This is a genomic window from Brevundimonas sp. GCM10030266 (genome assembly GCF_042666595.1).
Classification (GTDB): Bacteria; Pseudomonadota; Alphaproteobacteria; order Caulobacterales; family Caulobacteraceae; genus Brevundimonas.
The window spans coordinates 479,497-502,928 of record NZ_JBHTCY010000001.1 but is presented as its reverse complement, the minus strand read 5'-3'; the positions used below and the strand labels follow the sequence as shown (position 1 = coordinate 502,928).

Sequence of the window (23,432 nt, the reverse complement as noted above, 5' to 3'; positions counted from 1 at the left end):
CGCTTTTCGATGTTAGGCGTTAACCTGTTCGCACTGTGAAGCTGGAGTGCTCCCCCGCATGCGTCGCTTTTTCGTCTGGTCTGCCCTCGCCGCCGTGATCGGCCTCGCCCTGGCGGGCGGAGGTTACTGGGCCTACTGGAACTTCTACGCCCGCTTCCAGCCGGTGACGGTGACCCGCAACCAGCCCGAGATCCAGCGTCTGCTGGACGAAAGCTCTTGGGTGTCGGCCGGCGGCGGCGGGCAGGCCCTGTATGTCATCGGCTATCGCGACAGCGCGGCCATGCAGCGGTTCGAGCGCGAGGAGGCGCCCAAGCTGCGCGCCGCGGGGGTCGAAACCCGCATTCTGGTCTTCGCCCGTCCGGACCGCGAAGGCATGCAGCAGTCCACCGCCGCCGAGCGCGCCACGGTGGCCGAGCTGTGGCTGACCCGCGACTGGGTGCTGTACCAGCGCTGGACCGCGACGCCGGTGAACAACTGGACCGCCGCGGGCATCCCGGCCGCCGACGGCAATCTGGCCCGGGCGGCCGTGGTCGACGCCGGACGGGACTTCGTCACCCAGCTGAGCCGCAACCTCAGCGAGGCCGGTTTGCAGACCCGCTATCCGCTGATCATCTGGCGTGACCGCGAGGGCTATATGAAGGCCTGCGCCTGTTCGGACGCCCGGTCCTGGGCCTTCATCCGGGATGATCTGGACGCCCCGGATCGCGTGGCCCCGGACGTGCCGGCCGTGGACGCCAACGGCCAGGCGCCGATGGCCTATCCTGACGGCGGCCCTGCCCCGCAAACCCTGCCCTATCCGACCCTGCCGCAGGTAACCCCGGTGCCCGGCCAGACGCCGACTCCGGTCCAGCCCGCCCAACCGGGCCAGCCCGGACAAGCGACGCCGGCTCCGGTCCAGACCCCGACCCCGGCGCCTGTCCAGCGCACTCCGGCCCCCCGCAAGGCGCCGGAGGCCCGTCAGCAGGACGACACCACCTTCTTCTAGGTTCAGAGCACCTTCGCGCAGATCGCGATCAGGCGCTCGAGATCGGCCTCGTCCTGATACAGGCCAAAGCCGAAGCGGATGACGTCATCGCGCACATCGGTGATGACGCCGGCGTCCAGCAGCCGCTTGCGCCAGCTCTGGGCGTCCGCGTGGCGGAAGGCCAGGAAGCGGGCGCGGGATCCCTCGCCCTCGATCGGGTTCAGCAGTTCGGCCTTGTCCAGACGTCCGGCCTGACCGGTCCGGACCGCGGTCTGGAAGGTCTGCATCAGGCCGCGCGCATGGGCGGCGACGTCGGCGGTGGTCAGTCCGGCCTCGTCCAGCATCCGGCGCACGCCATTGAAGCGGTAGAAGGGCGTGGCCTCCAGCGTCGCGCCCCAGAACCGACCGCCGTCGGTGCGGTACTGCACGCCCCCCGGCGGTCCCTCCAGATCGCCGAACTCGGCGAACCAGCCGGTGATCACGGGGCGGGGGCAGAAGCCGTCCGGGGCGTGCAGGAAGCCCGCGCCCTCGCCGGACATGGCGTATTTGTAGCCGCCCGCGACGTAGAAGACGCGATCCGCCACCGCCGACAGATCGGTCGGGGTCGCCATGAAGCCGTGATAGCCGTCGATCACCACCCACGGTCCTTCGGGGCGGGCCAGTTCGGCCAGTTCGGCGACGCCCCCGAACACCTGTCCGGTGCGGAAGAAGACCTGGCTGATCAGGATCAGGTCGAACCCGCCTCCGCGCGCCGCCTCGATGAAGCGCGCCTCAAAGGTGTCGAAGGGATGCAGGGGGATGCGGGTGATGACCGCTTCGCCGGCCTCTTCCCAGCGCTCGCCCTGACGCCGGAACGAGTGGAACTCGCCATCGGTGGACAGGATACGGACCGGCTTTCTCTCCACGCCAGAGACGATACGCAGCAGGAGCTCGTGGGTGTTGGTGGCGAAGACCACGCTGTCAGGCGAGGGGAGGTTGAGCTCCTTCGCCACATGCTTCTGCGCCTCCGGGATCACCTCGCCGAAGATCAGATCCCACTTCCGGTCGGCGAAGCGGTTAGCCTCGGCCCAGGCCTGGACCTGGGCGTCGAAGCTCGCGTCGGGCCACAGGTGGTGGCTGTGGGCGGCGAAATGCAGCCGCTCTGGATCCAGACCGAGGGCGCGCGAGAACAGGGGCTTGTGGCTCATGCCCGGACCTTAGCCCGTTCACACGCCGCCCCGAAACGGAAAGAGGCGGGCCGTCACCGACCCGCCTCCAATCCATTCCATCACTGACCGGGCGCATTCGCGCTCAAGCAGCGAGGCTCCGCGAGCCGAGCGGTAGCGCGGCGCGTCAGCGCCCTTAAATCAGGCTTCCGTGGCAGTGCTTGAACTTGCGGCCCGAGCCGCAGGGGCAGTCGGCGTTGCGCGGAGTGCGCTCCCAGCCGACCGGCAGCACGTCCACCGGCAGGCGCGAGCGATCGTCGCCCTCCAGCGCGCCTTCCGGCAGCTGGGCCAGCGGGTTGGCCATCTCGTTCTCGCCGGTGCCGGGGTTCAGGTGGATTTCCTGGAACTCGGGCATCTCCATCGCCGGCGGCTGTTCGAAGCGGAACTCCACCGTCATCAGCCAGCGGGTCACGTCATGGCGCAGGTTGTGGAGCAGCGATTCAAACAGGTTGAAGGCTTCGGTCTTGTACTCGTTCAGCGGATCACGCTGGCCGTAGCCGCGCAGGCCGATGACGCCCCGCAGGTGGTCCAGCTGGACCAGGTGCTCGCGCCACTGCATGTCGATCATCTGCAGCAGGAACTGGCGCTCCAGGCTGCGGATCTGGTCGGCGCCGACCATGGCCAGACGTTCGGCGGCGCGGGCGTCGGCGGCCTCGGTGATGCGCTCCTCGATCTCCTCGTTGGACACGCCTTCCTCGGCGGCCCAGTCCGCCAGCGGCAGTTCAAGGCCCAGGGTCGAGCGGATCTTCTCGTCCAGCCCCGCGATGTCCCACTGCTCGGCATAGGCCTTGGGCGGCATGTGCCGTTCGACCAGATCGTTGATCACATCGGCGCGGAACTCGTCGACCAGCTCGGACAGGTCGGTGGAGTCCATGAACTCCTGACGCTGCTCGAACACCGCCTTGCGCTGGTCGTTCACGACGTCGTCGTACTTCAGCAGGTTCTTGCGGATGTCGTAGTTGCGGGTCTCGACCCGCTTCTGGGCCTGTTCGACGGCCTTGTTCAGCCACGGGTGGCTGATGGCCTCGCCCTCGGCGACGCCGAACGACTTCATGATCGAGTCGAGGCGGTCGCCGGCGAAGATGCGCAGCAGGTCGTCCTCGCAGGACAGGAAGAATTTCGACGTGCCCTTGTCGCCCTGACGGCCGGTCCGACCGCGCAGCTGGTTGTCGATCCGGCGGCTTTCGTGGCGCTCGGTGCCCAGGACGAACAGGCCGCCGGCGGCCATCGAGATTTCCTTCTGGGCGCTGATGTCGGCCTTGAACTCGGCTTCCTTGGCGGCCTCGTCGGCCTCCGTGACTTCAATGGCGAGGTTGCGCTGGTCCTGACGCCACTTCTGCATCCGCATTTCGAGGTTGCCGCCCAGCTGGATGTCGGTGCCCCGACCGGCCATGTTGGTGGCGATGGTCACTGCGCCGGGCAGGCCCGCGTCGGCGACGATATAGGCTTCCTGCTCGTGCTGGCGGGCGTTCAGGACGCTGTGCGGAATGCCGCGCAGCTTGACCTCGTACTCGATGTCATAGGCCGCATCGCCGACCTTCTCGGCCTCCTTGTCCTTGCCCTCGAATTCCTTCTTGGGCTTACGCGAGACCTCGGTCTTGTAGACGAAGGTCTTCAGCAGCTCGGACAGGGTTTCCGACTTCTCGATCGACACCGTGCCGACCAGAACCGGCTGGCCGGCCAGGTGGCGCTCGGCGATCTGGGCCGCGATGGCGAGGTTCTTCTCGCGCTCGGTGCGGTAGATCTCATCGTCATAGTCGATGCGCTGGATCGGACGGTGGGTCGGCACCTCAAGGACATCCATCTTGTAGATGTCGCCGAACTCCTGGGCCTCGGTCGCGGCGGTGCCGGTCATGCCCGAGAGCTTCTCGTACAGGCGGAAATAGTTCTGGATCGTCACCGAGGCCAGGGTCTGGTTCTCGGGCTGGATCTTGACGCCTTCCTTGGCCTCGATGGCCTGGTGAAGACCTTCCGACAGGCGGCGGCCCTGCATCATGCGGCCGGTGAACTCATCGATCAGCATGACCTCGCCGGCCTTGATGATGTAGTCCTTGTCCTTCTGGTACAGGGTGTTGGCGCGCAGGGCCTGGTTGATGTGGTGCACCAGGGTGATGTTCGCCGCGTCGTACAGGCCGGTGGTGTCGTCGGCGAACAGGCCGCGCTCTTCCATCAGCTGCTCGACCCGCTCCGAGCCTTCCTCGCTCAGCAGCGCCTGCTTCTGCTTCTCGTCGAGATCATAGGTCGACTTGTCCTGGATCAGGTCCTTGATGATCGCATCGACCGTCACATACAGGTCCGAACGGTCCTCGGTCGGGCCCGAGATGATCAGCGGGGTCCGGGCCTCGTCGATCAGGATGGAGTCCACCTCGTCGACCACGGCGAAGTGGTGCGGACGCTGCACCATCTCGCGACGGTCATAGACCAGATTGTCGCGCAGATAGTCGAAGCCGAACTCGTTGTTGGTGCCGTAGGTGATGTCGGCGGCATAGGCCGCCTGACGCTGGCCCTGTGACAGGCCGTTGACGATCACGCCGACTTCCAGACCCAGGAAGCGATAGACGCGACCCATCCATTCGGCGTCACGGCGGGCCAGGTAGTCGTTCACGGTGATGACGTGCACGCCCTTGCCCGACAGGGCGTTCAGATAGGCCGGCGCGATGGCGACCAGGGTCTTGCCCTCGCCGGTCCGCATCTCGGCGATGCCGCCGTGGTTCAGGATCATCCCGCCGGTCAGCTGCACATCATACTGGCGCTGGCCGAGCACGCGCTTGGAGGCTTCACGGGCGACGGCGAAGGCGTCGTTCAGGATCTTGTCGGTCGTCTCGCCGGCGGCGAGGCGATCCCGGAAGGTGTCCGTCATCATCCGCAGTTCGTCGTCGGAGAGGGCGGCGTACTTCTCCTCCAGCGCGTTGATCTTCTGAACGCGGCTCATGAAATCCTTGACCAGGCGGTCATTGGAGGAGCCGAAAATCTTCTTGGCGAAGCCGAGCATGGAGGATCCGAAGGCGGGCGAGCAACAAGGGCTCTGGTACGAGGTCCCGGAAGGGCGGCGGATGCACGCCGCTGAGAGGTTCCGGCGACGGCGGCCCGGTGCGCCCGTGACAGGCGCGCGCGAGGGCCGCGCGAACGATCGAAAACCCCTCGACTTGGGCGCAGCCGGGACTTAAGCACCGCCCTTATCCCTGTCAACGCGAGGGCCTTTCGCCGCCCGCAGACGGAGCGCGCCCGCATGAGGCCTTCCCGCGTCGTTTTTCCCCTGTTGCTGGCGGTTGCGCTGACGGTTGCGGCCTGTGGTCAGGGCGGCGGTTCCGACCGTCCGCCCGAGCCCGGCGACCGGGCCGTCGCCCGCGTCCTTGATGAAACCATCTGGGCCTCCGACGTGAAGCGCGAGGCCGTGGCGCAGGGGCTGGTGGGCGAGGGCGAGCCGCTGGACGTGTCCTCCGCCCTGTTCCGCCGGGTGCTGGACGAGGTCATCGACCAGAAGCTGCTGGCCCGCGAGGCGGAACGCCGGGGACTGGACAACTCACCGCTGGCCCAGCGCCGCCTGGCCGCGACACGCGAGCGCATCCTCGGCGACATGCTGGTCGAGACCGAGGTGAACGGCACGATCAATGATCGCTCCGTCGAGGCCCTGTATCGCGAACAGGTGCGTCTGGCAGAAACCTCGGACGAGATCCGCACCCGCCTGATCCTGTCGCGCACCCGCGCCGAGGCCGATGCGGTCGTGGGCGTTCTGGGACAGGGCGCAGCCTTCGAGGCTGTCGCCATGGAGCGCTCCATCGACGAGGCGACCCGCTTCTCGGGCGGCGACCTGGGCTATTCGACGCTGGACGTCATGCCCGAGGCCTATCGCAACGCCATGCGCGACCAGCCGGCGGGCTCCACCGTCGGCCCGTTCCAGACCGAGGGCGGCTGGGCCGTGCTGCGGATCGAGGATCGCCGCCGCGAGACCCCGCCGACGCTGGAGCAGGCGCGTCCCCAGATCGTTCGCTACCTCACCTATGAGGGCGTGCGCGAACTGCTGGCCAACCTGCGTGGCCGCGCCACGGTCGAAATCCTGCTGAACGGGGAGGGCGACCGATCGCCGGAGCCCGCCTCGGCGCCGCCTGCACAGCAGCCCTCGTCTCCGGCCGCCGCGCCCGCTTCTGCTTCCGCCCCTGTTTCCGCCCCCGTTCCCGCCAAGGCCCAATGACCAAGACGCCCACTCCGACCGGTCGCGGTTCGACCGGCCAGAAGATCGAACAGGCGCTGGAAAAGGCGCTGGAGCCGGTGGCGACCGCGATCAAGCGCGCCACCACGCCGTCGAAGTCCGCGCCCGCCGCGCCTGCCGCCCCCGGCAAGCCGGGTCTGCAGGTCTCGCCTCTGGCCGTGCCGTTCCCGACCATTCCGCCCATCGGCGGGGTCGAAATCGCGACCAGCCGCGCGGGTTTCTACAAGCACGAACGCGACGATCTGGTGGTGTTCAGCTTCGCCCGCGGCACGACCTGCGCCGGGGTGTTCACCCGCCACAAGGTGGGCTCGGCTCCCGTCGACTGGTGCAAGCGCCATCTGGGCGCCGAGGACGGCGGCAAGGACGTGCGGGCGCTGGTGGTCAACGCCGGCTGCGCCAACGCCTTCACCGGCAAGGCCGGGGCCGACGCCGCCCGCCGTACGGCGTCGGAAGTCGCCAAACGCTTCGGCTGCCGCCAGCGCGACGTCATGCTGGCCTCGACCGGGGTGATCGGGGTGGTGCTGGACGATCGCAAGATCGCCGCTCGCCTGCCGGAGATCGAGGCGGGTCTGGATGCCGATAACTGGGCCGCCGCCGGGCGCGCCATCATGACCACGGACACCTTCCCCAAGGGCTCCTACGCCGAGTGCGAGATCGAGGGGCACAAGGTCCGCATCGCCGGCATCGCCAAGGGCTCGGGCATGATCGCGCCGGACATGGCGACCATGCTGGCCTTCATCGTCACCGACGCCGCCATCTCGCCCGCGGTGCTCCAGGCCCTGCTGGGTCTGCACGTGCGCACCACCTTCAACAGCGTGACCGTGGACGGCGACACCTCGACCAATGACACCGCCCTGCTGTTCGCCACCGGAACCTCGGGCGCGCCGCGCATCGGCCGGGTCGGCGACCGCCGCCTGAAGGATTTCAGCCGCGCGCTGGACGAGGTCATGCTGGACCTCGCCCACCAGCTGGTCCGCGACGGCGAGGGCGCGACGAAGTTCGTCAAGATCACCGTGGACGGCGCCGCCAGCCCCGCCTCGGCCCGCAAGCTGGCCAAGTCCATCGCTGACAGCCCGCTGGTGAAGACCGCCCTGGCCGGCGAGGACGCCAACTGGGGGCGTGTCGTCATGGCCGTGGGCAAGACCGAGGAGCCGGTGGATCGCGACCGTCTGGCGATCAGGTTCGGTCCCCATGTCGCCGCCATCGACGGCGCCCCGTCGCCGACCTACGACGAGGCGAAGATGAGCGCCTATATGAAGAAGCCCGAGATCGACATCACCGTCGACGTCGCCTCCGGCCGGGCCTCGGCCACTGTCTGGACCTGCGACCTGACCAAGCGCTACGTCGAGATCAACGGCGACTACCGCTCGTGAGTGAAGGCGTCAGAACCGTCTTCGTCGTCGCCGTCGCCCTGATCGACACCGATGGGCGGGTGCTCATCGCCCAGCGGCCAGAGGGCAAGCAACTGGCGGGACTGTGGGAGTTTCCGGGCGGCAAGGTCGAGCCCGGCGAGCGACCCGAGGCGGCGTTGATACGCGAGCTGAAGGAAGAGCTGGGCATCGACGTGAACGAGGCCTGTCTCTCGCCCTTCGTGTTTACCAGTCACGCTTACGAGTCCTTTCACCTCTTGATGCCACTGTACCTGTGCCGACGTTGGTCGGGAGTGGTTCAGGCGCGTGAGCATTCAGGCCTGAAATGGGTTCGTCCGAACCAGCTGTCGGACTATCCCATGCCTCCGGCGGACGAACCCCTGATCGCCTGGCTGCGCGATCTGCTCTAGCCGTCCGGAAAGGGAGGCGACGATGAAACGCTTCCTGAGCCGCTTCAGGCAGGACGAAAGCGGCGCGACCGCCATCGAGTACGGGCTGATCATCGCCCTGATCTTCCTCGTCATCCTGTCGGCGCTGACCGCCTTCGGCGGAACCTCCAGCGGCGTCTTCAACGCGGCGATGAACACCCTTCGCGCCGCCATGGGCGGCTAGGCAGTTTTCCCTGGCATGCCGCCCTTCGGGAGGCCGAAGCCTACTCCTCGCCCGTCTGCTCCTTCACGCCCAGCGCATCCGCCAGCCGGACCTTGGCCGAGCCGCGCGGCAGGGGCTTCTGCTGGCTTTCGTGCGGCGCCCAGCCGGCCAGATGGACGATTTCGAAGGTCGCGGGGATGCGGCCGTCCGGCTCGCCGAACCTCTCCGCATAGAGCTGCGCCGCGCGGGCGATGATGCCGCGGGTCAGGGGGCGACCGTTTCCGGCGAGGACATTCGTCTCGCCCATGGCGCGCAGATCGCGGATCAGGGCGAGCAGGTCCGGATAACGCACCGTCAGCCGGTCCACATCCGACACCGGCAGGGCGAATCCGGCGCGCTGCAGCAGGGCCGCGCCGTCAAAACCGTCAGCGAAAGGCGAGACCCGCGCCTGCGCCCCGCCGCGCTGCTCCAGCTCCGCCTCGGTCAGTACGGACCGGAGCTCCTTCAGCGTGCCCGCGCCCAGCAGTGTGCCGACAAACAGGCCATCCGGCTTCAGCGCGCGGCGGATCTGGCTCAGGGCGCCCGGCAGGTCGTTGGCCCAGTGCAGGCTCATCAGGGTGACGATCAGGTCCTGCGACTGGTCCGGCAGGTCCAGCGGCCCGGCGCCCGGCGCGGCGCGCGCGGCCAGACTGCCGACCGTCTTCACCGTTCCAACCCGTGCGGCGGCATAGGCGCCGGTCAGGGCGGCGGCGAACGGGCCCGGCCGGGCGGACAGGTCCGCGACCTCGGTCCATTCCCGCAACAGGGCGTCCAGGCTGTCGACGGCAGTCTGGGCGGCGCGCGCATGAAGGAAATCGGCGCCGGCGAACAACTTTTCGCTGCGTTGAAGCCTTGCCGTTCGGCGCTGGCTGTCGAAGATAACGGGGGGACCGGAGGAGGGGCTCATGAGCCTTCAGGATGGGGTCTGGAGGGCGCGTTGGGAAGTCGCGACCGGTCTCGGCCGTCGGCTGGGGCGCGGTTTGGCCGATCTGCTGCTGCCGCCGCTGGCCCATGACAGCCCCGAGGCGACGGCCTCGGTGGGCCTCACGCCGGACGCCTGGAGCCGGGTGATCTTTCTCGAGGATCCGGTCTGCGACGGCTGCGGGGCGGCGTTCGAAATGGACGGCGGCGCCTTCGCGTCGGAACGCTGCGCCGCCTGTCTGGCCCAGCCCTACGCCTTCGCCCGCGCCCGGGCGGCCTGCCTCTATGATGACGCGTCGCGCGGACTGATCCTGAAGTTCAAGCACGGCGACCATCAGCCGTTCGCGCCCCTGTTCGCCCGCTGGCTCAGCCGCGCCGCCGCGCCTCTGCTGGCGGAAACGGATGTGATCGTTCCCGTGCCCCTGCATCGCTGGCGGCTGCTGTCCCGGCGCTTCAATCAGGCGGCCGAGGTGGCCCGTCCCTTGGCCCGCGACGCGAACCTCGACTACCTGCCTGACGCCCTGGTCCGTCAGACCCACACCACCAGCCAGGGCGGCAAGTCGGCGCGGGGGCGGCGGCTGAACGTCAAGAAGGCCTTCGCCGTCACGCCCGCCGGCGCCCGTCGCATCAGGGGGCGCCGCATCCTTCTGGTCGACGACGTGTTGACCACGGGCGCCACCGCCGAAGCCTGCGCGAAGGCGCTGCTGGCGGCCGGCGCCCGCGCGGTTGATCTGGCTGTCATCGCCCGGGTGCGAACCGTGCGGGAACTGACTATGTAGGGGGCAACGCCCCGGGCCTCGCGCGGCGATCGCTGCATGGCCCTGTTTCGAGTTGGAGAAAAAATGGCTGACGTCGTCCTCTACACCAAGCCCGGATGCCCCTACTGCATCGCCGCCATGGCCCTGCTGAAGAAGAAGGGCGTCGAGTTCACCGAGATCGTCGCCTCGAACGATCCGGAGAAGAAGCAGGAGATGATCCAGCGCTCGAACGGTCGCATGACCTTCCCGCAGATCTTCATCAACGACCAGCACGTCGGCGGGTCGGACGACCTGCACGCGCTTGACCGCAAGGGCGAGCTGGACCCATTGCTGGCGGCATGACCACGCTTCCCGTCGCCCTGATCCAGACCCGCACCCCGGCCTCGCCGGGGGCGGCCTTCACCCATGTCGAGCCCCTGATCCGTCAGGCGGCGGCCGGCGGGGCCAAGCTGATCCTGACGCCCGAGGCGACCAATTTTCTGATCCAGGATCGCGCGGCCCGCGAGGCCGTGCTGACGACCGATGAGCGGGACGAGGCGGTGCTGAAGCTGCGCGATCTGGCGAAGGAGCTGGGCGTCTGGCTGCTGATCGGCTCGGCGATCGTGAAGTCCGGCCACGACGGCGACGACCGCGCCGCCAACCGCTCCCTGCTGATCGACGATCAGGGCGGGGTGGTCGCCAGCTATGACAAGCTGCACGTCTATGACGTGGACCTGCCGACCGGCGAGCGCTGGCGCGAGAGCGCCTCGGTGCGGCCCGGCGACGGCGCCGTGGTCGCGGAAACGCCCTGGGGCGGTCTGGGCCTGACCATCTGCTACGATGTCCGCTTCCCGCAGCTGCACCGCGCCCTGGCCAAGGCAGGCGCGAAGATGATCGCCGTTCCCGCCGCCTTCACCGTTCCGACGGGCGAGGCGCACTGGGAAATCCTGCTGCGCGCCCGCGCCATCGAAAGCGGCGCATACATTCTGGCTCCCGCCCAGGCCGGTGAGCATGAGGACGGCCGCAGGACCTGGGGCCGCTCGACCGTGGTCGCGCCGTGGGGCGAGGTCGTCGCCAAGCTCGACAACGACGAACCTGGCGTCCTGTTCGCCACGCTCGACTTCGATGCGGTCGACAAGGCCCGCAACGCGGTGCCGCAACTGACGCACGACCGCGCGTTCGCGCCTCCGGCCGTCGTTTCGGCATGATCCGCTACGCCCTGAGCTGTGACCACGGCCACGGGTTCGAGGCGTGGTTCGGCTCGTCGTCGGACTATGACGATCAGGCCGCGCGGGGGCTGGTCGAATGCCCGATGTGCGGGTCGCGTTCCGTGTCCAAGCAGATCATGGCCCCGGCGGTGAAGGGCACGAAGAAGTCCGCCCCCTCCGCCGACATGGCGGCGAAGATGCAGACCATGATGATGGAAGCCGCCCGCGAGGTGCGCGCCCACGTCGAGCAGAATTTCGACTACGTCGGCGACGCCTTCGCCCGCGAGGCGCGAGACATCCACGAAGGTCGATCCGAGAAGCGCGAGATCTACGGCGAGGCCACGCCCGCTGATGTGAAGAAGCTGCGCGACGACGGGGTGCCGGTCGCGCCCCTGCCCAATCTCCCGCCGGACAAGTCAGAGGTCCACTGAGACCATGGCGGGGGAGGGGGAGCGTTATCAGGAGTTCGAGCCGCCCGCGGCGCTCAAGCCCTTCGTCCGGGTGATCTGGACCTACGCCGATCCCGATCCGGCCCCGGTGGTCCAGCGCATCGCCCCGGACGGCTGTCCCGAACTGATCTTCGATCTCGGCGCGCCCTATGAGGAGCTGGGTGATGATGGAGACTGGCGGCTGCAGCCTTCCGCCATCTTCACCGGCCAGATGACCCGGCCCCTGGCCCTGCGCCCCGCCGGGCCGACCGAACTGGTGGCGATCCGTTTCGAGCCCGACGGCGCCCGCGACTGGCTGGGACAGCCCTTGGTCGAGGCTACGGATCGGCGGCTGGACGTGGTCCAGCGGCTGGCGGGCTTCTCCGCCCCGGTCGGCGATCCGGAAGGGCAGGTCGAGGCCTTCACCCGCTGGCTGACGGACCAGCGCCGCCAGAGCGAGTGGCGCATCGACCCCCTGATCCGGGCCGAGGTCGAGGCCGCCGCCGGAGACGCCGCGCCGTCCCGTCGATCCCCCGCAGATCAGCGCGCGCTTCAGCGCCGCTTCACCGACCGCGTAGGGGTCTCGCCCCGCATGCTGCGATCAGTCTTCCGCTTCCGCCGGGTCTTCGATCATGCCGCTCATCCGGGTCAGCCCGCCGCCGAAAGCTGGCTGGGGGCGGGGCTGGAGGCGGGCTATTTCGACCAACCGCAGATGGCCCGCGACTTCCGCCGTTTCCTCGGCTGCACCGCCACCGAATGGGCGCGCGAGCAGCAGGCGCTGGCGCGGGCCATCGCGTCGCAATCCTACAAGCCGGGCGCTGATCACCCGGCCTAGCTTGCTCCCGAACCCGGAGGGAGACCCGAACATGCTGACCGCCCTGATGATGACCGCCGCCCTGGCCGGCGCCCCGCAGACCGACCTGCGGCCCGATCTGGGCTGGATGGCCGGCTACTGGCTGTCCTGCGACGGCGGACGTCAGGTGGCCGAGACCTGGAGCCCGCCGCGCCTGAACCTGATGGCGGGGACCTCGATCACCGTCCGCAACGGCCGCGTCGGCTGGGAGCTGTCCCGGATCGCCCCGACCGGTCCTGCGCCGGACGCGCCCCTGGCCTATTTCGCTGTCCCCGAAGGCCAGACCCCGACGACCTTCCCGGTGATCGAATCCGGCCCGAACCGGGTCGTCTTCGAGCAGGCGGCCCACGACTTCCCCAAGCGGGTCATCTATGAACGCGACGGCGATGTGCTGAACGCCCGTATTGAGGGCGAGATCGACGGTCAGGCGAGGACGATCCGGTGGCAGTTCCACAAGGCGGAGTTCAACACCAACTGCCCGGCCTGAGCTGGCGACCGATGACGGCGGCGGACCTCGACGCCGTCGCCGCCATCGCCGTGATCGGCTTCCCCGACCATTTCGAAGGCCGCGACCTGTTTGAGAACCGGCTGGCCCTGAACCCGTCCGGCTGCTTCGTGCTGGCCGACGGGGCGGGCGAGCCAAAGGGCTATATGGTCGCCTATCCGTGGCGGGCGGACAGCGCGCCGGCGCTGAACACCCTGATTGAGGCGATCCCGGACGATGCGACGGTGATGTACTTGCACGATCTGGCCCTGCACCCGGACGCCCGGGGCGGCGGCCATCCCGGCGTGGTGGTCGAGCAACTGGCGAACAGCGCGCGTCGGGCGGGCTGGCCGGCCCTGGCCCTGGTCGCGGTCAACGACGCCGCGCCGTTCTGGGCCCGGCACGGCTTCGTCGTGCGCGAGACGCCGGAGATGGCGGCCAAGCTGGCCTCCTACGGCTCCGACGCCCGCTACATGGTGCGCAGCCTTTAGTCGCGGACGCGGGTCCAGCCCTTGTCGGCCATGCAGGTCACGAAGGCGGTCGAGCCCTCTTCGCGGCTGCCCGTCTCGCGGCGGCAGTCGCGCTTGGCGTCGTCGAACGGGCGGGCGTTCTCGCCGGTCCAGCGATAGTCGTCATCGACCCCGATGACGGTGACGCAGGCGGCGTTCAGCAGGGCGGCGGCCGAGACGGCGGCGACGATGATCAGGCGTTTCATGATGGTGTTCCCCAAGGCGAAAGTGACGCTCAAGGGGTCGCACACGGTCTCGCCCTGATCCCGTTAAAACACGGACAGGTAAGTGAAATCGCCGTAAGCTCTCAGAGGTGACCCAGGACGAAGGCGGCCCGTTCGTCGACAGACGCCCTCGGCAGTTCGATCAGGTCATAGCCATAGGCGGGATAGGTTCGCGCCATCGCCTCAAAGGTCCGGAGCGCTTCGTCGAGGTCCTGTCGGCGCTCGGCGTCCTGCGTGAAAATGTCCGACCAGAACGGGGCGATGAAGACGGTTCGCCGATAACGGTTGGCCCGAGCGGCGGCGTCGATCCTTGCCGGAACGGGCAGGCCGCACAGATCGAGATAGCCGACGACGTCCGGTATGCCGCGATCGAAGAAAACAGGTTCGGACGCCGTTGCTCGCCGCTCATATGCCGCCAGATCGTGATCCAGCATGGCTTCGGCGAAGGCTGACCGGTCGGCCCATGGCAGGGCCTCGCCGCCGATGGCCTCCTGTTCGCGGATAACGGCGCGTCCGGCCTCGACCTCGACCGCGAAGCCTTCGGCAGCCAGCGCTTCGATCAGGGTGGTCTTGCCCGAGCCGGGGCCGCCAGTGATCACGATGCGAGGGTTGAGAGGCATCAGTCCCGGGTGGCGACCATCATGTAGTTGATGTCGGAATCGCCCTCGCTCCAGCGGTCGGTCAGCGGGTTGAAGGCCAGGCCAAACGGACCGGTCACGGTCAGCGCTTCGGGCTCCAGCATGGTCCGGATCTCGTCCGGTTTCAGGAACTGGTTCCAGTCGTGCGTCCCGGCGGGCACCCAGCGCAGCACGTATTCGGCGGCGAACTTGCCGAGCGCCAGCGCCTTCAGCGTCCGGTTCAGGGTGGCGACGATCATGATACCGCCCGGCTTCACCAGCCGCGAACAGGCGCGCACGAAGGCTTCCGGATCGGCCACGTGCTCGATCACCTCCATGGTCAGGACCACGTCGAACGGCCCGGCGCCCTCGGCTTCCAGCTGTTCCACCGTCGCCGCGCGATAGGTGATGTCCAGGCCCGACTGTTCCGCATGGGCGCGGGCGGTGCCGATGTTCTCGCTCGAGGCGTCGGCGGCCGTCACCTGAAAGCCCAGCCGCCGCATGGGCTCGGCGATCAGGCCGCCGCCGCAGCCGACGTCCAGCAGGGTCAGTCCGGCGAAGGCCTCGCGCTGTTTGGGGTCGCGCCCGAACCGTTCGGCGACCCGGTCGCGCACGAACGTCAGCCGCGCCGGATTGAAGCGGTGCAGGGGCGCGAAGGGGCCCCGCGCGTCCCACCATTCGGCCGCCTGCGCCGAGAAGCGGGCCACGTCGGCGGGGTCGATCGACGGTCCTTCCGCGTGATCGTTGAATTCCCCGGCGCTTTGGGGTTTGCGCGCCGATACCGTGCCGTTAGAAGCAGCCATGGCGCAGCGATGAACCCGCGCGCCGTTTCATGCAAGCACGGAGCAGCCTGTCAGGATGACGCGGACCGATTCACAACGACTGGTGATGAAGTTCGGCGGGACGTCGATGGGCGACCTCGAGCGTATCCGTCGCGCCGCCCGGATCGTCGCGGCCGAAGCCGTCTCGGGCAAGAAGGTCGCGGTCGTGGTCTCGGCGATGGCGGGCAAGACCAATGAACTGGTCGCCTGGACCGATGGCGCGGGCCGCCCGGCGGCCCCGGTCGAGATGTCGGACGACGAATATGACGTCGTCGTCGCCTCGGGCGAGCAGGTGACCTCGGGCCTGCTGGCCCTGACCTTGCGCAACATGGGGCTGAACGCCCGCAGTTGGATGGGCTGGCAGATCCCCATCATCACCGACGACGCCCATGGCCGCGCCCGCATCGAGGACGTGCCGGGCGAGGTGCTGGGCGCCGCGCTCGACGCGGGCGAGATCGCCATCGTTCCGGGTTTTCAGGGCGTAACCAAGGGCGGCCGCATCACCACCCTCGGCCGCGGCGGATCCGACACCTCGGCGGTGGCCGTGGCGGCGGCGCTGGAGTGCCCCTGCGACATCTATACGGACGTCGACGGCGTCTACACGACCGACCCGCGCATCGAAGCCCGCGCCCGTCGCCTCGAAAAGGTCTCCTACGAGGAGATGCTGGAGATGGCGTCCCTGGGCGCCAAGGTGCTGCAGACGCGCTCGGTCGAACTGGCCATGGCGAAACAGGTTCCGGTCCGGGTCCTGTCCAGCTTTATCGAACCCGACGCTGACGGCGTCATGCCCGACAAGGGCGGAACCCTGATCTGCGACGAGGAGGAGATCGTGGAAAAACGCATCGTGTCCGGCGTGACCATGAGCCGTGACGAAGCCCGCATCACCTTGCTGGGCCTGTCCGACCGGGTCGACGCGCCCGCCGACGTCTTTACCCGCCTGGCCGAGGCCAATGTGAACGTGGACATGATCGTCCAGTCGCAGGCCCGCACGGCCGGGACGGTCAACCTGACTTTCACCACCGGCCGCCGCGACGCCCAGCGCGCCGCCGAACTGATGCAGGCGGCCCAAGCCGACATCGGCTTCGAGGAGCTGCGGGTCGACGAGGACGTGGCCAAGGTCTCGGTCGTCGGCGTCGGCATGCGCAGTCACGCGGGTGTCGCCCAGACCATGTTCAAGGCGCTGGCGGACAAGGGCGTGAAGTTCCAGGCCATCTCGACCTCGGAGATCAAGATCAGCGTTCTGATCGACGCGGCCTATGCTGAACTGGCCGTTCGTGCACTTCATTCAGCCTACGGACTGGAAGCGGTCTAGAATTCAAGCTTTGCGGCGCCCATCTGCGGCGCTGACCTTTGGGAGGGGCCATGCCGGTTGGCGGATTGACGACAAGGGGGCCGCGTAACCTCCTTCGCCAGATCCGCGAGGCTATGGCGGGGGCCGCGCCGGCCCAGGAACGGCTCGACACCGTCGTGCGCATCATCGCCCAGTCGATGGTGGCCGAGGTTTGCTCCATCTATCTGCGCCGCGCGTCGGGCGAGCTGGAGCTGTTCGCCACCCAGGGCCTGAAGCCCGAGGCCGTGCACAACACCCGCCTGCGTCCGGGCGAGGGTCTGGTCGGCGAGGTGGCGCGCAGCGCCGGCCCGATCAGCCTGTCGGACGCCCCGGCCCACCCCAGCTTCTCCTACCGTCCGGAAACGGGCGAAGACCCCTACCACGCCTTCCTCGGCGCCCCCCTGTTGCGCGGCGGTCGGGCCATCGGCGTGCTGGTCGTCCAGAACCGCTCCGAGCGTCGCTATGACGAGGACGAGGTCGAGGACATCCAGACCATCGCCATGGTGCTGGCCGAGACGGTCGCCTCGGGCGAACTGCTGGGCCAGGAAGAGCTGCGCGACATCGAGGTCGCCCCGCACCGTCCCGAGCGACTGAAGGGCCAGCGTTTCGCCGAGGGTCTCGCCTTCGGCCATGTGGTCCTGCACGAGGCGCCGGTCCCACCGGAAAACCTTCTGGCCGAGAACCAGCAGGTCGAGGAAATCCGACTGCGCGAAGCCCTGATCGGGCTGAAGGCCAATATCGACGGCATGCTCGAAGGCGGCGCCGGCAAGCTGGGCGGCCAGTCCTTCGAGGTGCTGGAAACCTACCGGATGTTCGCCGACGACCGGGGCTGGAACCGGTCGCTGGAGGAGGCCGTGCGCACCGGCCTGACCGCCGAGGCGGCGGTGGACCGTGTGCGTCAGGAACACCGCGCCCGCTTCGCCAAGGCCCGCGATCCCTACATCAAGGAACGGCTGCACGACTTCGAGGATCTGGCCAACCGCCTGCTTCGGGTGCTCGCCGGCGACAATCCGGGCCTGCGCGACCTGCCGGACGACGCCATCCTGGTGGCCCGCAACCTGGGTCCGGCGGACCTGCTGGAATATCCGCGCGAGAAGCTGAAGGGGCTGCTGCTCGAGGAGGGCTCGGCGGCCAGCCACGCGGCCATCGTCGCCCGCGCCCTGCAGATCCCCTGTGTCGGCCGCCTGATGGGGCTGCGCGACCGCCTGTCCGAGGGCGACGTCGTCATCGCTGACGGCGAGACGGGCGAGGCCTATCTGCGGCCGCGCCCCGACATGCTGGCCGCCGTCCAGTCGCGGATGGAGGTCCGCAGCCAGAGGCAGGCCGAGTTCGCCAAGCTGCGCGATGTGGATGCGGTCACCGTCGATGGCCAACGCATCACCCTGCTGACCAACGCGGGCCTGGCCGTCGATCTGGAAAACCTGGACGCCACCGGCGCCGAGGGCATCGGCCTGTTCCGCACCGAGTTCCAGTTCATGGTCTCGGAGGAGCTGCCGCGGCTGGAGAGCCAGACCGCCCTGTACCGCCTCGTGCTGGACACCGCCGGGGATCGCCCCGTCACCTTCCGCACCCTCGATATCGGCGGCGACAAGGTGCTGCCGTATCTGGAGACGGAGCGGGAGGAGAATCCGGCGCTGGGCCGTCGCGCCATCCGTCTGGGCCTCGACCGGCCCGCCATGCTGCGCCTGCAGCTGCGCGCCCTGCTGGGCGCCGCCGCGGGCCGCGAACTGCGCGTCATGTTCCCGATGATCGCCACCGTGGACGAGTTCCGCGCGGCGCGTGAGCTGGTCGATATCGAATGCGCCTGGGCGCGGCGTCGGGGCCGCGAGCTGCCCGCCCTCCTGCGGGTCGGCGCCATGATCGAATGCCCCAGCCTGCTGTGGCACCTCGACGCCCTGCTGCCGCTGACGGATTTCGTCTCGATCGGCACCAATGATCTGTTCCAGTACATGTTCGCCGCCGACCGGACGAACCCGCTGGTCTCGGACCGCTACGACCCCCTGTCGCCGCCGGCCCTGCGGGCGCTGGCGGAGATCCAGAAGAAATGCGCGGACACTGGCACGCCGGTCTCCGTCTGTGGCGAACTGGCCGGGCGTCCGCTCGAGGCCTTCGCCCTGTTGACCCTCGGCTTCACCCGCCTGTCAGCCCCGGCCGGCGGGGTCGGTCCGGTCAAGCGGATGATCCTGTCGACCGACCTGACCGCCGCCCGCCGCGGGGTGTCCAGCCTGCTCGGTTCCTCCTCGGGTTCCGTCCGCGGAGAGCTGGAGACTCTGGCCCGGAAGTTGAACGTCCAGATTTGATCTGTGCCGGGCCGGAACGGCCACGGTGCTTAACAAATCATTGAGCGGTCAACTCTTATGAGTTATCCACAAGGCGAACTCGACGGACCTGCGGGGGCAGGGCCGGACTGTCATCCCGATATGGTACAGGGGCCGGGTTCGAGTACGACGGGCGAGGATGACGCGCCGTCGAGTGTGAGGTCGGGCGTCATGGCGCGTGATACGGGCAAGAGCCCGGAAGAGTATGGTGCGGCTGACTGGAAGGAACTGGTTCCTTCCATCACCGATGCGCCGACTCTCGGCGAAGGCCTGCGCATCGCCCGCGACCACTCGGGCCGGTCGCTGGCCGAACTGTCCAGCCAGACCCGCGTCCCTTCCCGCTATCTCACGGCGCTGGAGCAGAACGACTTCTCGATCCTGCCCAACCGCGTCTTCTCCATCGGCTATGTGCGCGCCTACGCCAGCGCCCTGGGGCTGGATGAACAGCTGGCCGTCGAACGCTTCAAGCGCGAGAGCCCGGATCCGTCCGTGCCGCTGCAGCCGCCGGTCGGCATCGCCTTCGAGGAGGTGAAGCGCTACTCGCCCCGCCTGATCGCCGGCGTCGCCGTGCTGCTCTGCGCCGTGGTCGGGTGGAACGTCTTCCAGCGCGTCAACCTGATGCAGGCGCCCCAGCCCTCGGACATCGCCGAAGTGCCCGAGACCTGGCGGCTGGGCACGGTGCCCGGCCAGTCGGCCGCCATGCGCCTGACGGCCCCGCATCCCGCGCCGCCCGACCAGACCATCCCGGCGCTCTACATCACCCCGGGTCTTGAGGCCCAGTTGACCGGCATCGACCCGACCTCGCCGGAAGCCGTGGCCGCCGCAGCAGCTGCTGCCCCTCCGGTGGCGCGGGCCTTCAATCCGCGCGGCGCCATCTATGGCGCCTCCGCCAGCGCCTCGGACGTCATCATCCAGGCCCGCAAGGCGGCGGCCATCGTCGTGCGCATGGCGGACGGCCGGGTGCTCTTCGCCCGCCAGCTGGCCGCAGGTGAAGCCTGGCGCGCGCCGGCGGGCGTCTCGGCGGTGATCGACGCCACCGAGTTCGCGGCCTTCGACATCTATCTGAACGGCGAACATGGCGGGGCGCTGCAGGCTCAGCAGACCCAGCTTGCCCAGTTGAACACCCGCGCCCAGACCCTCGCCCGTCAGGCCGCCGCCGAACTGGCCGCCCGCGCCGAGGCGGCCCGTCAGACGGCCCAGGCCCAGCTTCAGGCTGCGTCGTCGCAGACCGGAGGCTGAGCCGCGACGTTGCTTGTCGTGGCCATGCCGCAATCGTGAGCCTATGTTGAGCGCAGCATGAGCCTCGACCACACCCACGTCCGTCCCTGGCGCCATATCGAGCGTCGCAAGAGCCGCCAGATCATGGTCGGCAATGTCGCTGTCGGCGGCGGCGCGCCGATCAGCGTCCAGTCGATGACCAATACGCTGACCTCCGACGCCAACGCGACGATCGGCCAGATCCGTCAGCTGGAAGAGGCCGGGGCCGACATCGTCCGCGTCTCCTGCCCGGACGAGGAGTCCACGGCGGCCTTCAAGACCATCGCCCGAGAGGCCAAGGTGCCGCTCGTGGCGGACATCCACTTCCACTACAAGCGCGGCATCGAGGCCGCCGAGGCGGGCGCCGCCTGCCTGCGCATCAATCCGGGCAACATCGGCAACGCCGAGCGCGTGCGCGAGGTCATCAAGGCCGCCCGCGACAACGGCTGCTCCATGCGCATCGGCGTCAACGCGGGCTCGCTGGAGCGCGAACTGCTCGAGAAATACGGCGAGCCCTGCCCCGACGCCATGGTCGAGAGCGCGCTGAACCATGCGCGCATCCTGCAGGACAACGACTTCCACGAGTTCAAGATTTCGGTGAAGGCGTCCGATCCCTTCCTGACCGTCGCCGCCTATCAGCAACTGGCCGAGGCCATCGACTGCCCGCTGCACCTGGGCGTCACCGAGGCGGGCCCGCTGCGCACCGGCACCATCAAGTCGGCCATCGGCATGGGCTCCATGCTGTGGGCCGGGATCGGCGACACCATCCGCGTGTCGCTGGCCGCCGATCCGGTCGAGGAGATCAAGGTCGGCTTCGACATCCTCAAGTCGCTGGGCCTGCGCCATCGCGGCGTGAACATCATCGCCTGCCCGTCCTGCGCCCGTCAGGGCTTCAACGTCATCGAGACCGTGACCATTCTCGAAGAGAAGCTGGCCCATGTGACCACGCCCATGTCGCTGTCGATCATCGGCTGCGTCGTGAACGGCCCCGGCGAGGCCCTCTACACCGACGTCGGCTTCACCGGCGGCGGCAAGGGTGCGGGCATGATCTACCTGAACGGCAAGATCGCCCACAAACAGGCCAACGACGGCATGATCGACGAGATCGTCGCCCAGGTCGAGGCCAAGGCCGCCGAACTGGACGCCGCCCGCAAGGCCGCCGAGCAGCCGAGCTTCGAAGCCGCCGAATAGCCCTGGTGGAAGCCCCGCCGCTGCGCTAGTCAGGCGGTGCATCCTTTGGGGGGAGTTCCATGATCCGTCGCACCGCAGCCGCGTTCCTTCTCGCGCTTTCGCTGGGGAGCGTCGCCGCGCTTCCGGCCCTGGCCCAGCAGGCCCAAGCCTCGGCCTCGACCGCCGCCGCTACGGCCTCCGCCGCCACCCATGTATCCCTGTCCGCCCCGGACGGCCGCGCCATCGACGTCAGCGTCTGGCAGGCGGAGAACGAGCAGGCCGTCATCCTGTTCGGCCACGGCTGGGGCAGCGATCCGGCCCGTTATCACCGCATCATCGATTACTGGGTCGGACACGGCTTCACCGTCATCGCGCCGATGCACACCGATTCCATGCTGCACCCGGACCGCGCCTCGGCCACGCCGCAGACCATCTTCATGACCCGCCTCGTCGATCTGGCGGTGGTGCGGGGCTATGTGAAGGCGCAACATCCGGGCAGGCCGCTGGTCGCCGCGGGCCACTCGTTCGGCTCGCTCAACGCCCTGATGGAGGCCGGCGCCCTGACCGTCGCCGGGCCGCAGTCCGATCCGGACGTGAAGGTCGTCGTCGCCCTGTCCTCGCCGGGCGTCATCCCCAACATCGTCACCCCGACCACCTTCGCCAGCGTGACTGCGCCGGTCCTGATGGTCACCGGCGACGCCGATCTGGTGCCGGGCTTCGTCACCGATGCGCGCGACCACCGCGCCCCGTTCGACACCAGCCCGGCGGGCGACAAGATGCTGGTCACCTTCGCGGGCGGCGACCACAGCCTGATCGGCAACGCCGACGCCGCCGACTTCGACCTGATCGCCAGAACGACCACCGACTTCATCCGCGCCCACGCCCTGGGCGACGCCGCCGCCCAGACCCGGCTGAACGCCCTGACCGCGCCCGAGGGCGTCACCATCGAGCGCCGCTGAGATGATGACGCTCTACATCTCGCCGTCGTCGCCCTTCGCCCGCAAATGCCGGATCGTCGCTCGTGAGAAGGGGATCGCGCTCGAGGAGATCGTGGTCGATCCCTACGCCAATGCGCCCGATCTGCTGGCCGCCAACCCTGTGGTGCAGGTGCCGTCGCTGATCGCCGACGACGGCCTGCCGATCAATGACAGCCCGATCATCTGCGAGTATCTGGACATGGTCGGTTCGGTTCCGCGCCTGACGCCGGAGAGCGGGCCCGAGCGGCTGCGCGTCCGCCGCATCGAGGCGACCGCCGACGCCCTGCTGGAGATGGGCGTGAAGCTGGTGCTGGAGAAGCGCCGTCACGAGAGCGAGCGTTCGCCCTCGTGGATGGAGCGCTGGACCGCCCACATGCACCGCGCCCTCGACGCGCTGGAGGCGGCGGACCTGTCGGCGGACGACTTCCACATCGGTACGCTGACCGCCGGTGTCGCGGTCACCTGGATCAGCTTCCGCCATCCGGACTTCGACTGGCAGACCGGTCGCCCGCGCTTGGTCGCCCTTCAGACAGCGCTGGAGGGGAGGGCGAGTTTCTCGGAAACCCGCCCCGCCTGATCGCTCAGGAACCGGCGCCGAACGCCTGTTTGCAGAGCTCCTCGCCGAAGGCGTCGCTCATCTGTTCCTCGGCTTGGGACATCAGGGCGATGCCGACCAGCCCGCCGGCGGTGAACACGCGGCGGATCAGGTACTCGCCGACCAGATTGCCCGAGCTGTCCTTCAGTCGGGCGATGCCGGCGATGCTGTTCTGGTCGCTGATCAGCCAGGTCATGGCGGCGTTGGCGCGATCGAACGTATCGAGCGAAATCTCGAGCGTCAGCGGCTGCTGGCCCGTCGCGCATTCGTTCAGCGCGGTCTGGACCCGCGTCTGGAACACCTGGCCGAACTCGGCGCTCACGCCCCGTTCCGGAATGTTGTCGACGTTGACCGAGACGACCCGCGCGCCCGTCCGCAGGGCCTGCGGCAGCGGCTGGATCGGCGCGCTGCCGGAGCCGCTCGCGCAGGCGGTGAGCATCATCGCGCCAGCCAGCGCGATCAGTTGGTTCTTCATGGAAATTCCCCCGAAAATCACTGCTCGTGTAGCCGGGTTCAGTCGGCCCCCGCAAGCCTCACTTTGGGCGATTGACGCTTGGCGAACGCGGTGCGAGTTTGCCGTTCAGGGCGCGCCGGGGGGCGGTCC

The 23,432-nt window shown here is 68.7% G+C and carries 25 protein-coding genes; 18 read left to right on the top strand and 7 right to left on the bottom strand.

From position 1 onward, the window contains the following. Positions 1 to 58 precede the first annotated feature (58 nt). Positions 59 to 985 (top strand): hypothetical protein, encoded by a 927-nt coding sequence (locus ACFQQC_RS02720; RefSeq protein ID WP_376859441.1) that lies wholly within the window; start codon positions 59 to 61, stop codon positions 983 to 985. Between the two features lie 2 nt (positions 986 to 987). Here ACFQQC_RS02720 and ACFQQC_RS02715 read toward each other — a convergent pair whose 3' ends face one another. Both ACFQQC_RS02715 and secA read right to left on the bottom strand, forming a co-directional pair. Next, positions 988 to 2,151, bottom strand: coding sequence for an aminotransferase class V-fold PLP-dependent enzyme (locus ACFQQC_RS02715; RefSeq protein WP_376859439.1), 1,164 nt, complete (start codon positions 2,149 to 2,151; stop codon positions 988 to 990). 154 nt (positions 2,152 to 2,305) lie between these two features. Further along, positions 2,306 to 5,161 (bottom strand): preprotein translocase subunit SecA, encoded by a 2,856-nt coding sequence (gene secA / locus ACFQQC_RS02710; protein WP_376859438.1) that lies wholly within the window; start codon positions 5,159 to 5,161, stop codon positions 2,306 to 2,308. Between the two features lie 237 nt (positions 5,162 to 5,398). Here secA and ACFQQC_RS02705 point away from each other — a divergent pair, with 237 nt between their 5' ends. The 4 genes from ACFQQC_RS02705 to ACFQQC_RS02690 are packed head-to-tail and all read left to right on the top strand — an operon-like array spanning position 5,399 to position 8,361. Beyond that, positions 5,399 to 6,361 carry a peptidyl-prolyl cis-trans isomerase gene (locus tag ACFQQC_RS02705; RefSeq protein WP_376859436.1) on the top strand — a complete coding sequence of 321 codons (963 nt, stop codon included), beginning with the start codon at positions 5,399 to 5,401 and terminating at the stop codon, positions 6,359 to 6,361. Then, entirely contained in the window at positions 6,358 to 7,752 is a 1,395-nt protein-coding gene (gene argJ / locus ACFQQC_RS02700; RefSeq protein ID WP_376859434.1) for a bifunctional glutamate N-acetyltransferase/amino-acid acetyltransferase ArgJ, read from the top strand. The genes ACFQQC_RS02705 and argJ overlap by 4 nt, the downstream gene beginning before the upstream one ends. Beyond that, entirely contained in the window at positions 7,749 to 8,159 is a 411-nt protein-coding gene (locus ACFQQC_RS02695) for a (deoxy)nucleoside triphosphate pyrophosphohydrolase (RefSeq protein WP_376859432.1), read from the top strand. The genes argJ and ACFQQC_RS02695 overlap by 4 nt, the downstream gene beginning before the upstream one ends. Before the next feature lie 22 nt (positions 8,160 to 8,181). Beyond that, positions 8,182 to 8,361, top strand: coding sequence for a Flp family type IVb pilin (locus ACFQQC_RS02690; RefSeq protein WP_376859430.1), 180 nt, complete (start codon positions 8,182 to 8,184; stop codon positions 8,359 to 8,361). Between the two features lie 40 nt (positions 8,362 to 8,401). Here ACFQQC_RS02690 and ACFQQC_RS02685 read toward each other — a convergent pair whose 3' ends face one another. Continuing rightward, complete coding sequence (locus tag ACFQQC_RS02685) at positions 8,402 to 9,286, bottom strand: methyltransferase domain-containing protein (protein ID WP_376859428.1); 885 nt, start codon at positions 9,284 to 9,286, stop codon at positions 8,402 to 8,404. Between ACFQQC_RS02685 and ACFQQC_RS02680 the strand changes: the two genes are divergently transcribed. The 7 genes from ACFQQC_RS02680 to ACFQQC_RS02650 all read left to right on the top strand — a co-directional run bounded on the left by ACFQQC_RS02680 (position 9,285) and on the right by ACFQQC_RS02650 (position 13,501). Continuing rightward, complete coding sequence (locus ACFQQC_RS02680; protein WP_376859426.1) at positions 9,285 to 10,079, top strand: ComF family protein; 795 nt, start codon at positions 9,285 to 9,287, stop codon at positions 10,077 to 10,079. The two genes, ACFQQC_RS02685 and ACFQQC_RS02680, sit on opposite strands and share 2 nt — an antisense overlap. A 63-nt stretch (positions 10,080 to 10,142) precedes the next feature. Further along, positions 10,143 to 10,400: a glutaredoxin 3 gene (gene grxC / locus ACFQQC_RS02675; RefSeq protein WP_376859424.1), complete on the top strand. Its 258-nt coding sequence runs from the start codon at positions 10,143 to 10,145 to the stop codon at positions 10,398 to 10,400. Continuing rightward, positions 10,397 to 11,245, top strand: a complete 849-nt coding sequence (locus ACFQQC_RS02670; RefSeq protein ID WP_376859422.1) for a carbon-nitrogen hydrolase family protein — start codon at positions 10,397 to 10,399, stop codon at positions 11,243 to 11,245. Before grxC ends, ACFQQC_RS02670 begins: the two co-directional genes overlap by 4 nt. Further along, positions 11,242 to 11,676, top strand: coding sequence for a DUF1178 family protein (locus ACFQQC_RS02665; RefSeq protein ID WP_376859420.1), 435 nt, complete (start codon positions 11,242 to 11,244; stop codon positions 11,674 to 11,676). The genes ACFQQC_RS02670 and ACFQQC_RS02665 overlap by 4 nt, the downstream gene beginning before the upstream one ends. A gap of 4 nt (positions 11,677 to 11,680) precedes the next feature. Beyond that, positions 11,681 to 12,508, top strand: a complete 828-nt coding sequence (locus ACFQQC_RS02660) for a DUF6597 domain-containing transcriptional factor (RefSeq protein WP_376859418.1) — start codon at positions 11,681 to 11,683, stop codon at positions 12,506 to 12,508. 31 nt (positions 12,509 to 12,539) lie between these two features. After that, complete coding sequence (locus ACFQQC_RS02655) at positions 12,540 to 13,013, top strand: DUF6265 family protein (RefSeq protein ID WP_376859416.1); 474 nt, start codon at positions 12,540 to 12,542, stop codon at positions 13,011 to 13,013. Between the two features lie 11 nt (positions 13,014 to 13,024). Further along, positions 13,025 to 13,501, top strand: a complete 477-nt coding sequence (locus tag ACFQQC_RS02650) for a GNAT family N-acetyltransferase (protein WP_376859414.1) — start codon at positions 13,025 to 13,027, stop codon at positions 13,499 to 13,501. Here the strand turns inward: ACFQQC_RS02650 and ACFQQC_RS02645 are convergent. The 3 genes from ACFQQC_RS02645 to ubiG all read right to left on the bottom strand — a co-directional run bounded on the left by ACFQQC_RS02645 (position 13,498) and on the right by ubiG (position 15,163). Further along, entirely contained in the window at positions 13,498 to 13,725 is a 228-nt protein-coding gene (locus tag ACFQQC_RS02645; protein WP_376859412.1) for a hypothetical protein, read from the bottom strand. The genes ACFQQC_RS02650 and ACFQQC_RS02645 overlap by 4 nt on opposite strands. Before the next feature lie 101 nt (positions 13,726 to 13,826). Beyond that, positions 13,827 to 14,363 carry an AAA family ATPase gene (locus tag ACFQQC_RS02640; RefSeq protein WP_376859410.1) on the bottom strand — a complete coding sequence of 179 codons (537 nt, stop codon included), beginning with the start codon at positions 14,361 to 14,363 and terminating at the stop codon, positions 13,827 to 13,829. Further along, a complete protein-coding gene (gene ubiG / locus ACFQQC_RS02635; RefSeq protein WP_376859408.1) occupies positions 14,363 to 15,163 on the bottom strand; it encodes a bifunctional 2-polyprenyl-6-hydroxyphenol methylase/3-demethylubiquinol 3-O-methyltransferase UbiG in 801 nt (266 codons plus the stop codon). Before ubiG ends, ACFQQC_RS02640 begins: the two co-directional genes overlap by 1 nt. A gap of 55 nt (positions 15,164 to 15,218) precedes the next feature. On the opposite strand from ubiG, the gene ACFQQC_RS02630 reads away from it, so the two are divergent. The 6 genes from ACFQQC_RS02630 (at position 15,219) to ACFQQC_RS02605 (ending at position 22,810) form a co-directional block, all read left to right on the top strand. Next, the gene (locus ACFQQC_RS02630; protein ID WP_376859406.1) at positions 15,219 to 16,493 is read left to right on the top strand and encodes an aspartate kinase; all 1,275 of its coding nucleotides are present in this window, start codon (positions 15,219 to 15,221) and stop codon (positions 16,491 to 16,493) included. A 113-nt stretch (positions 16,494 to 16,606) separates the two neighbouring features. Further along, positions 16,607 to 18,811, top strand: coding sequence for a phosphoenolpyruvate--protein phosphotransferase (gene ptsP, locus ACFQQC_RS02625; RefSeq protein WP_376859404.1), 2,205 nt, complete (start codon positions 16,607 to 16,609; stop codon positions 18,809 to 18,811). A 189-nt stretch (positions 18,812 to 19,000) separates the two neighbouring features. Continuing rightward, complete coding sequence (locus ACFQQC_RS02620; protein ID WP_376859403.1) at positions 19,001 to 20,068, top strand: helix-turn-helix domain-containing protein; 1,068 nt, start codon at positions 19,001 to 19,003, stop codon at positions 20,066 to 20,068. A gap of 57 nt (positions 20,069 to 20,125) precedes the next feature. Then, on the top strand, positions 20,126 to 21,277 hold the full coding sequence (ispG, locus tag ACFQQC_RS02615; protein ID WP_376859401.1) for a flavodoxin-dependent (E)-4-hydroxy-3-methylbut-2-enyl-diphosphate synthase: 1,152 nt from the start codon (positions 20,126 to 20,128) through the stop codon (positions 21,275 to 21,277). 59 nt (positions 21,278 to 21,336) lie between these two features. Next, positions 21,337 to 22,215, top strand: coding sequence for an alpha/beta hydrolase family protein (locus ACFQQC_RS02610; protein ID WP_376859399.1), 879 nt, complete (start codon positions 21,337 to 21,339; stop codon positions 22,213 to 22,215). Between the two features lies 1 nt (position 22,216). Then, entirely contained in the window at positions 22,217 to 22,810 is a 594-nt protein-coding gene (locus ACFQQC_RS02605; protein WP_376859397.1) for a glutathione S-transferase N-terminal domain-containing protein, read from the top strand. Positions 22,811 to 22,814: 4 nt separating this feature from the next. Here ACFQQC_RS02605 and ACFQQC_RS02600 read toward each other — a convergent pair whose 3' ends face one another. After that, positions 22,815 to 23,303 (bottom strand): hypothetical protein, encoded by a 489-nt coding sequence (locus tag ACFQQC_RS02600; RefSeq protein WP_376859395.1) that lies wholly within the window; start codon positions 23,301 to 23,303, stop codon positions 22,815 to 22,817. Positions 23,304 to 23,432 lie beyond the last annotated feature (129 nt).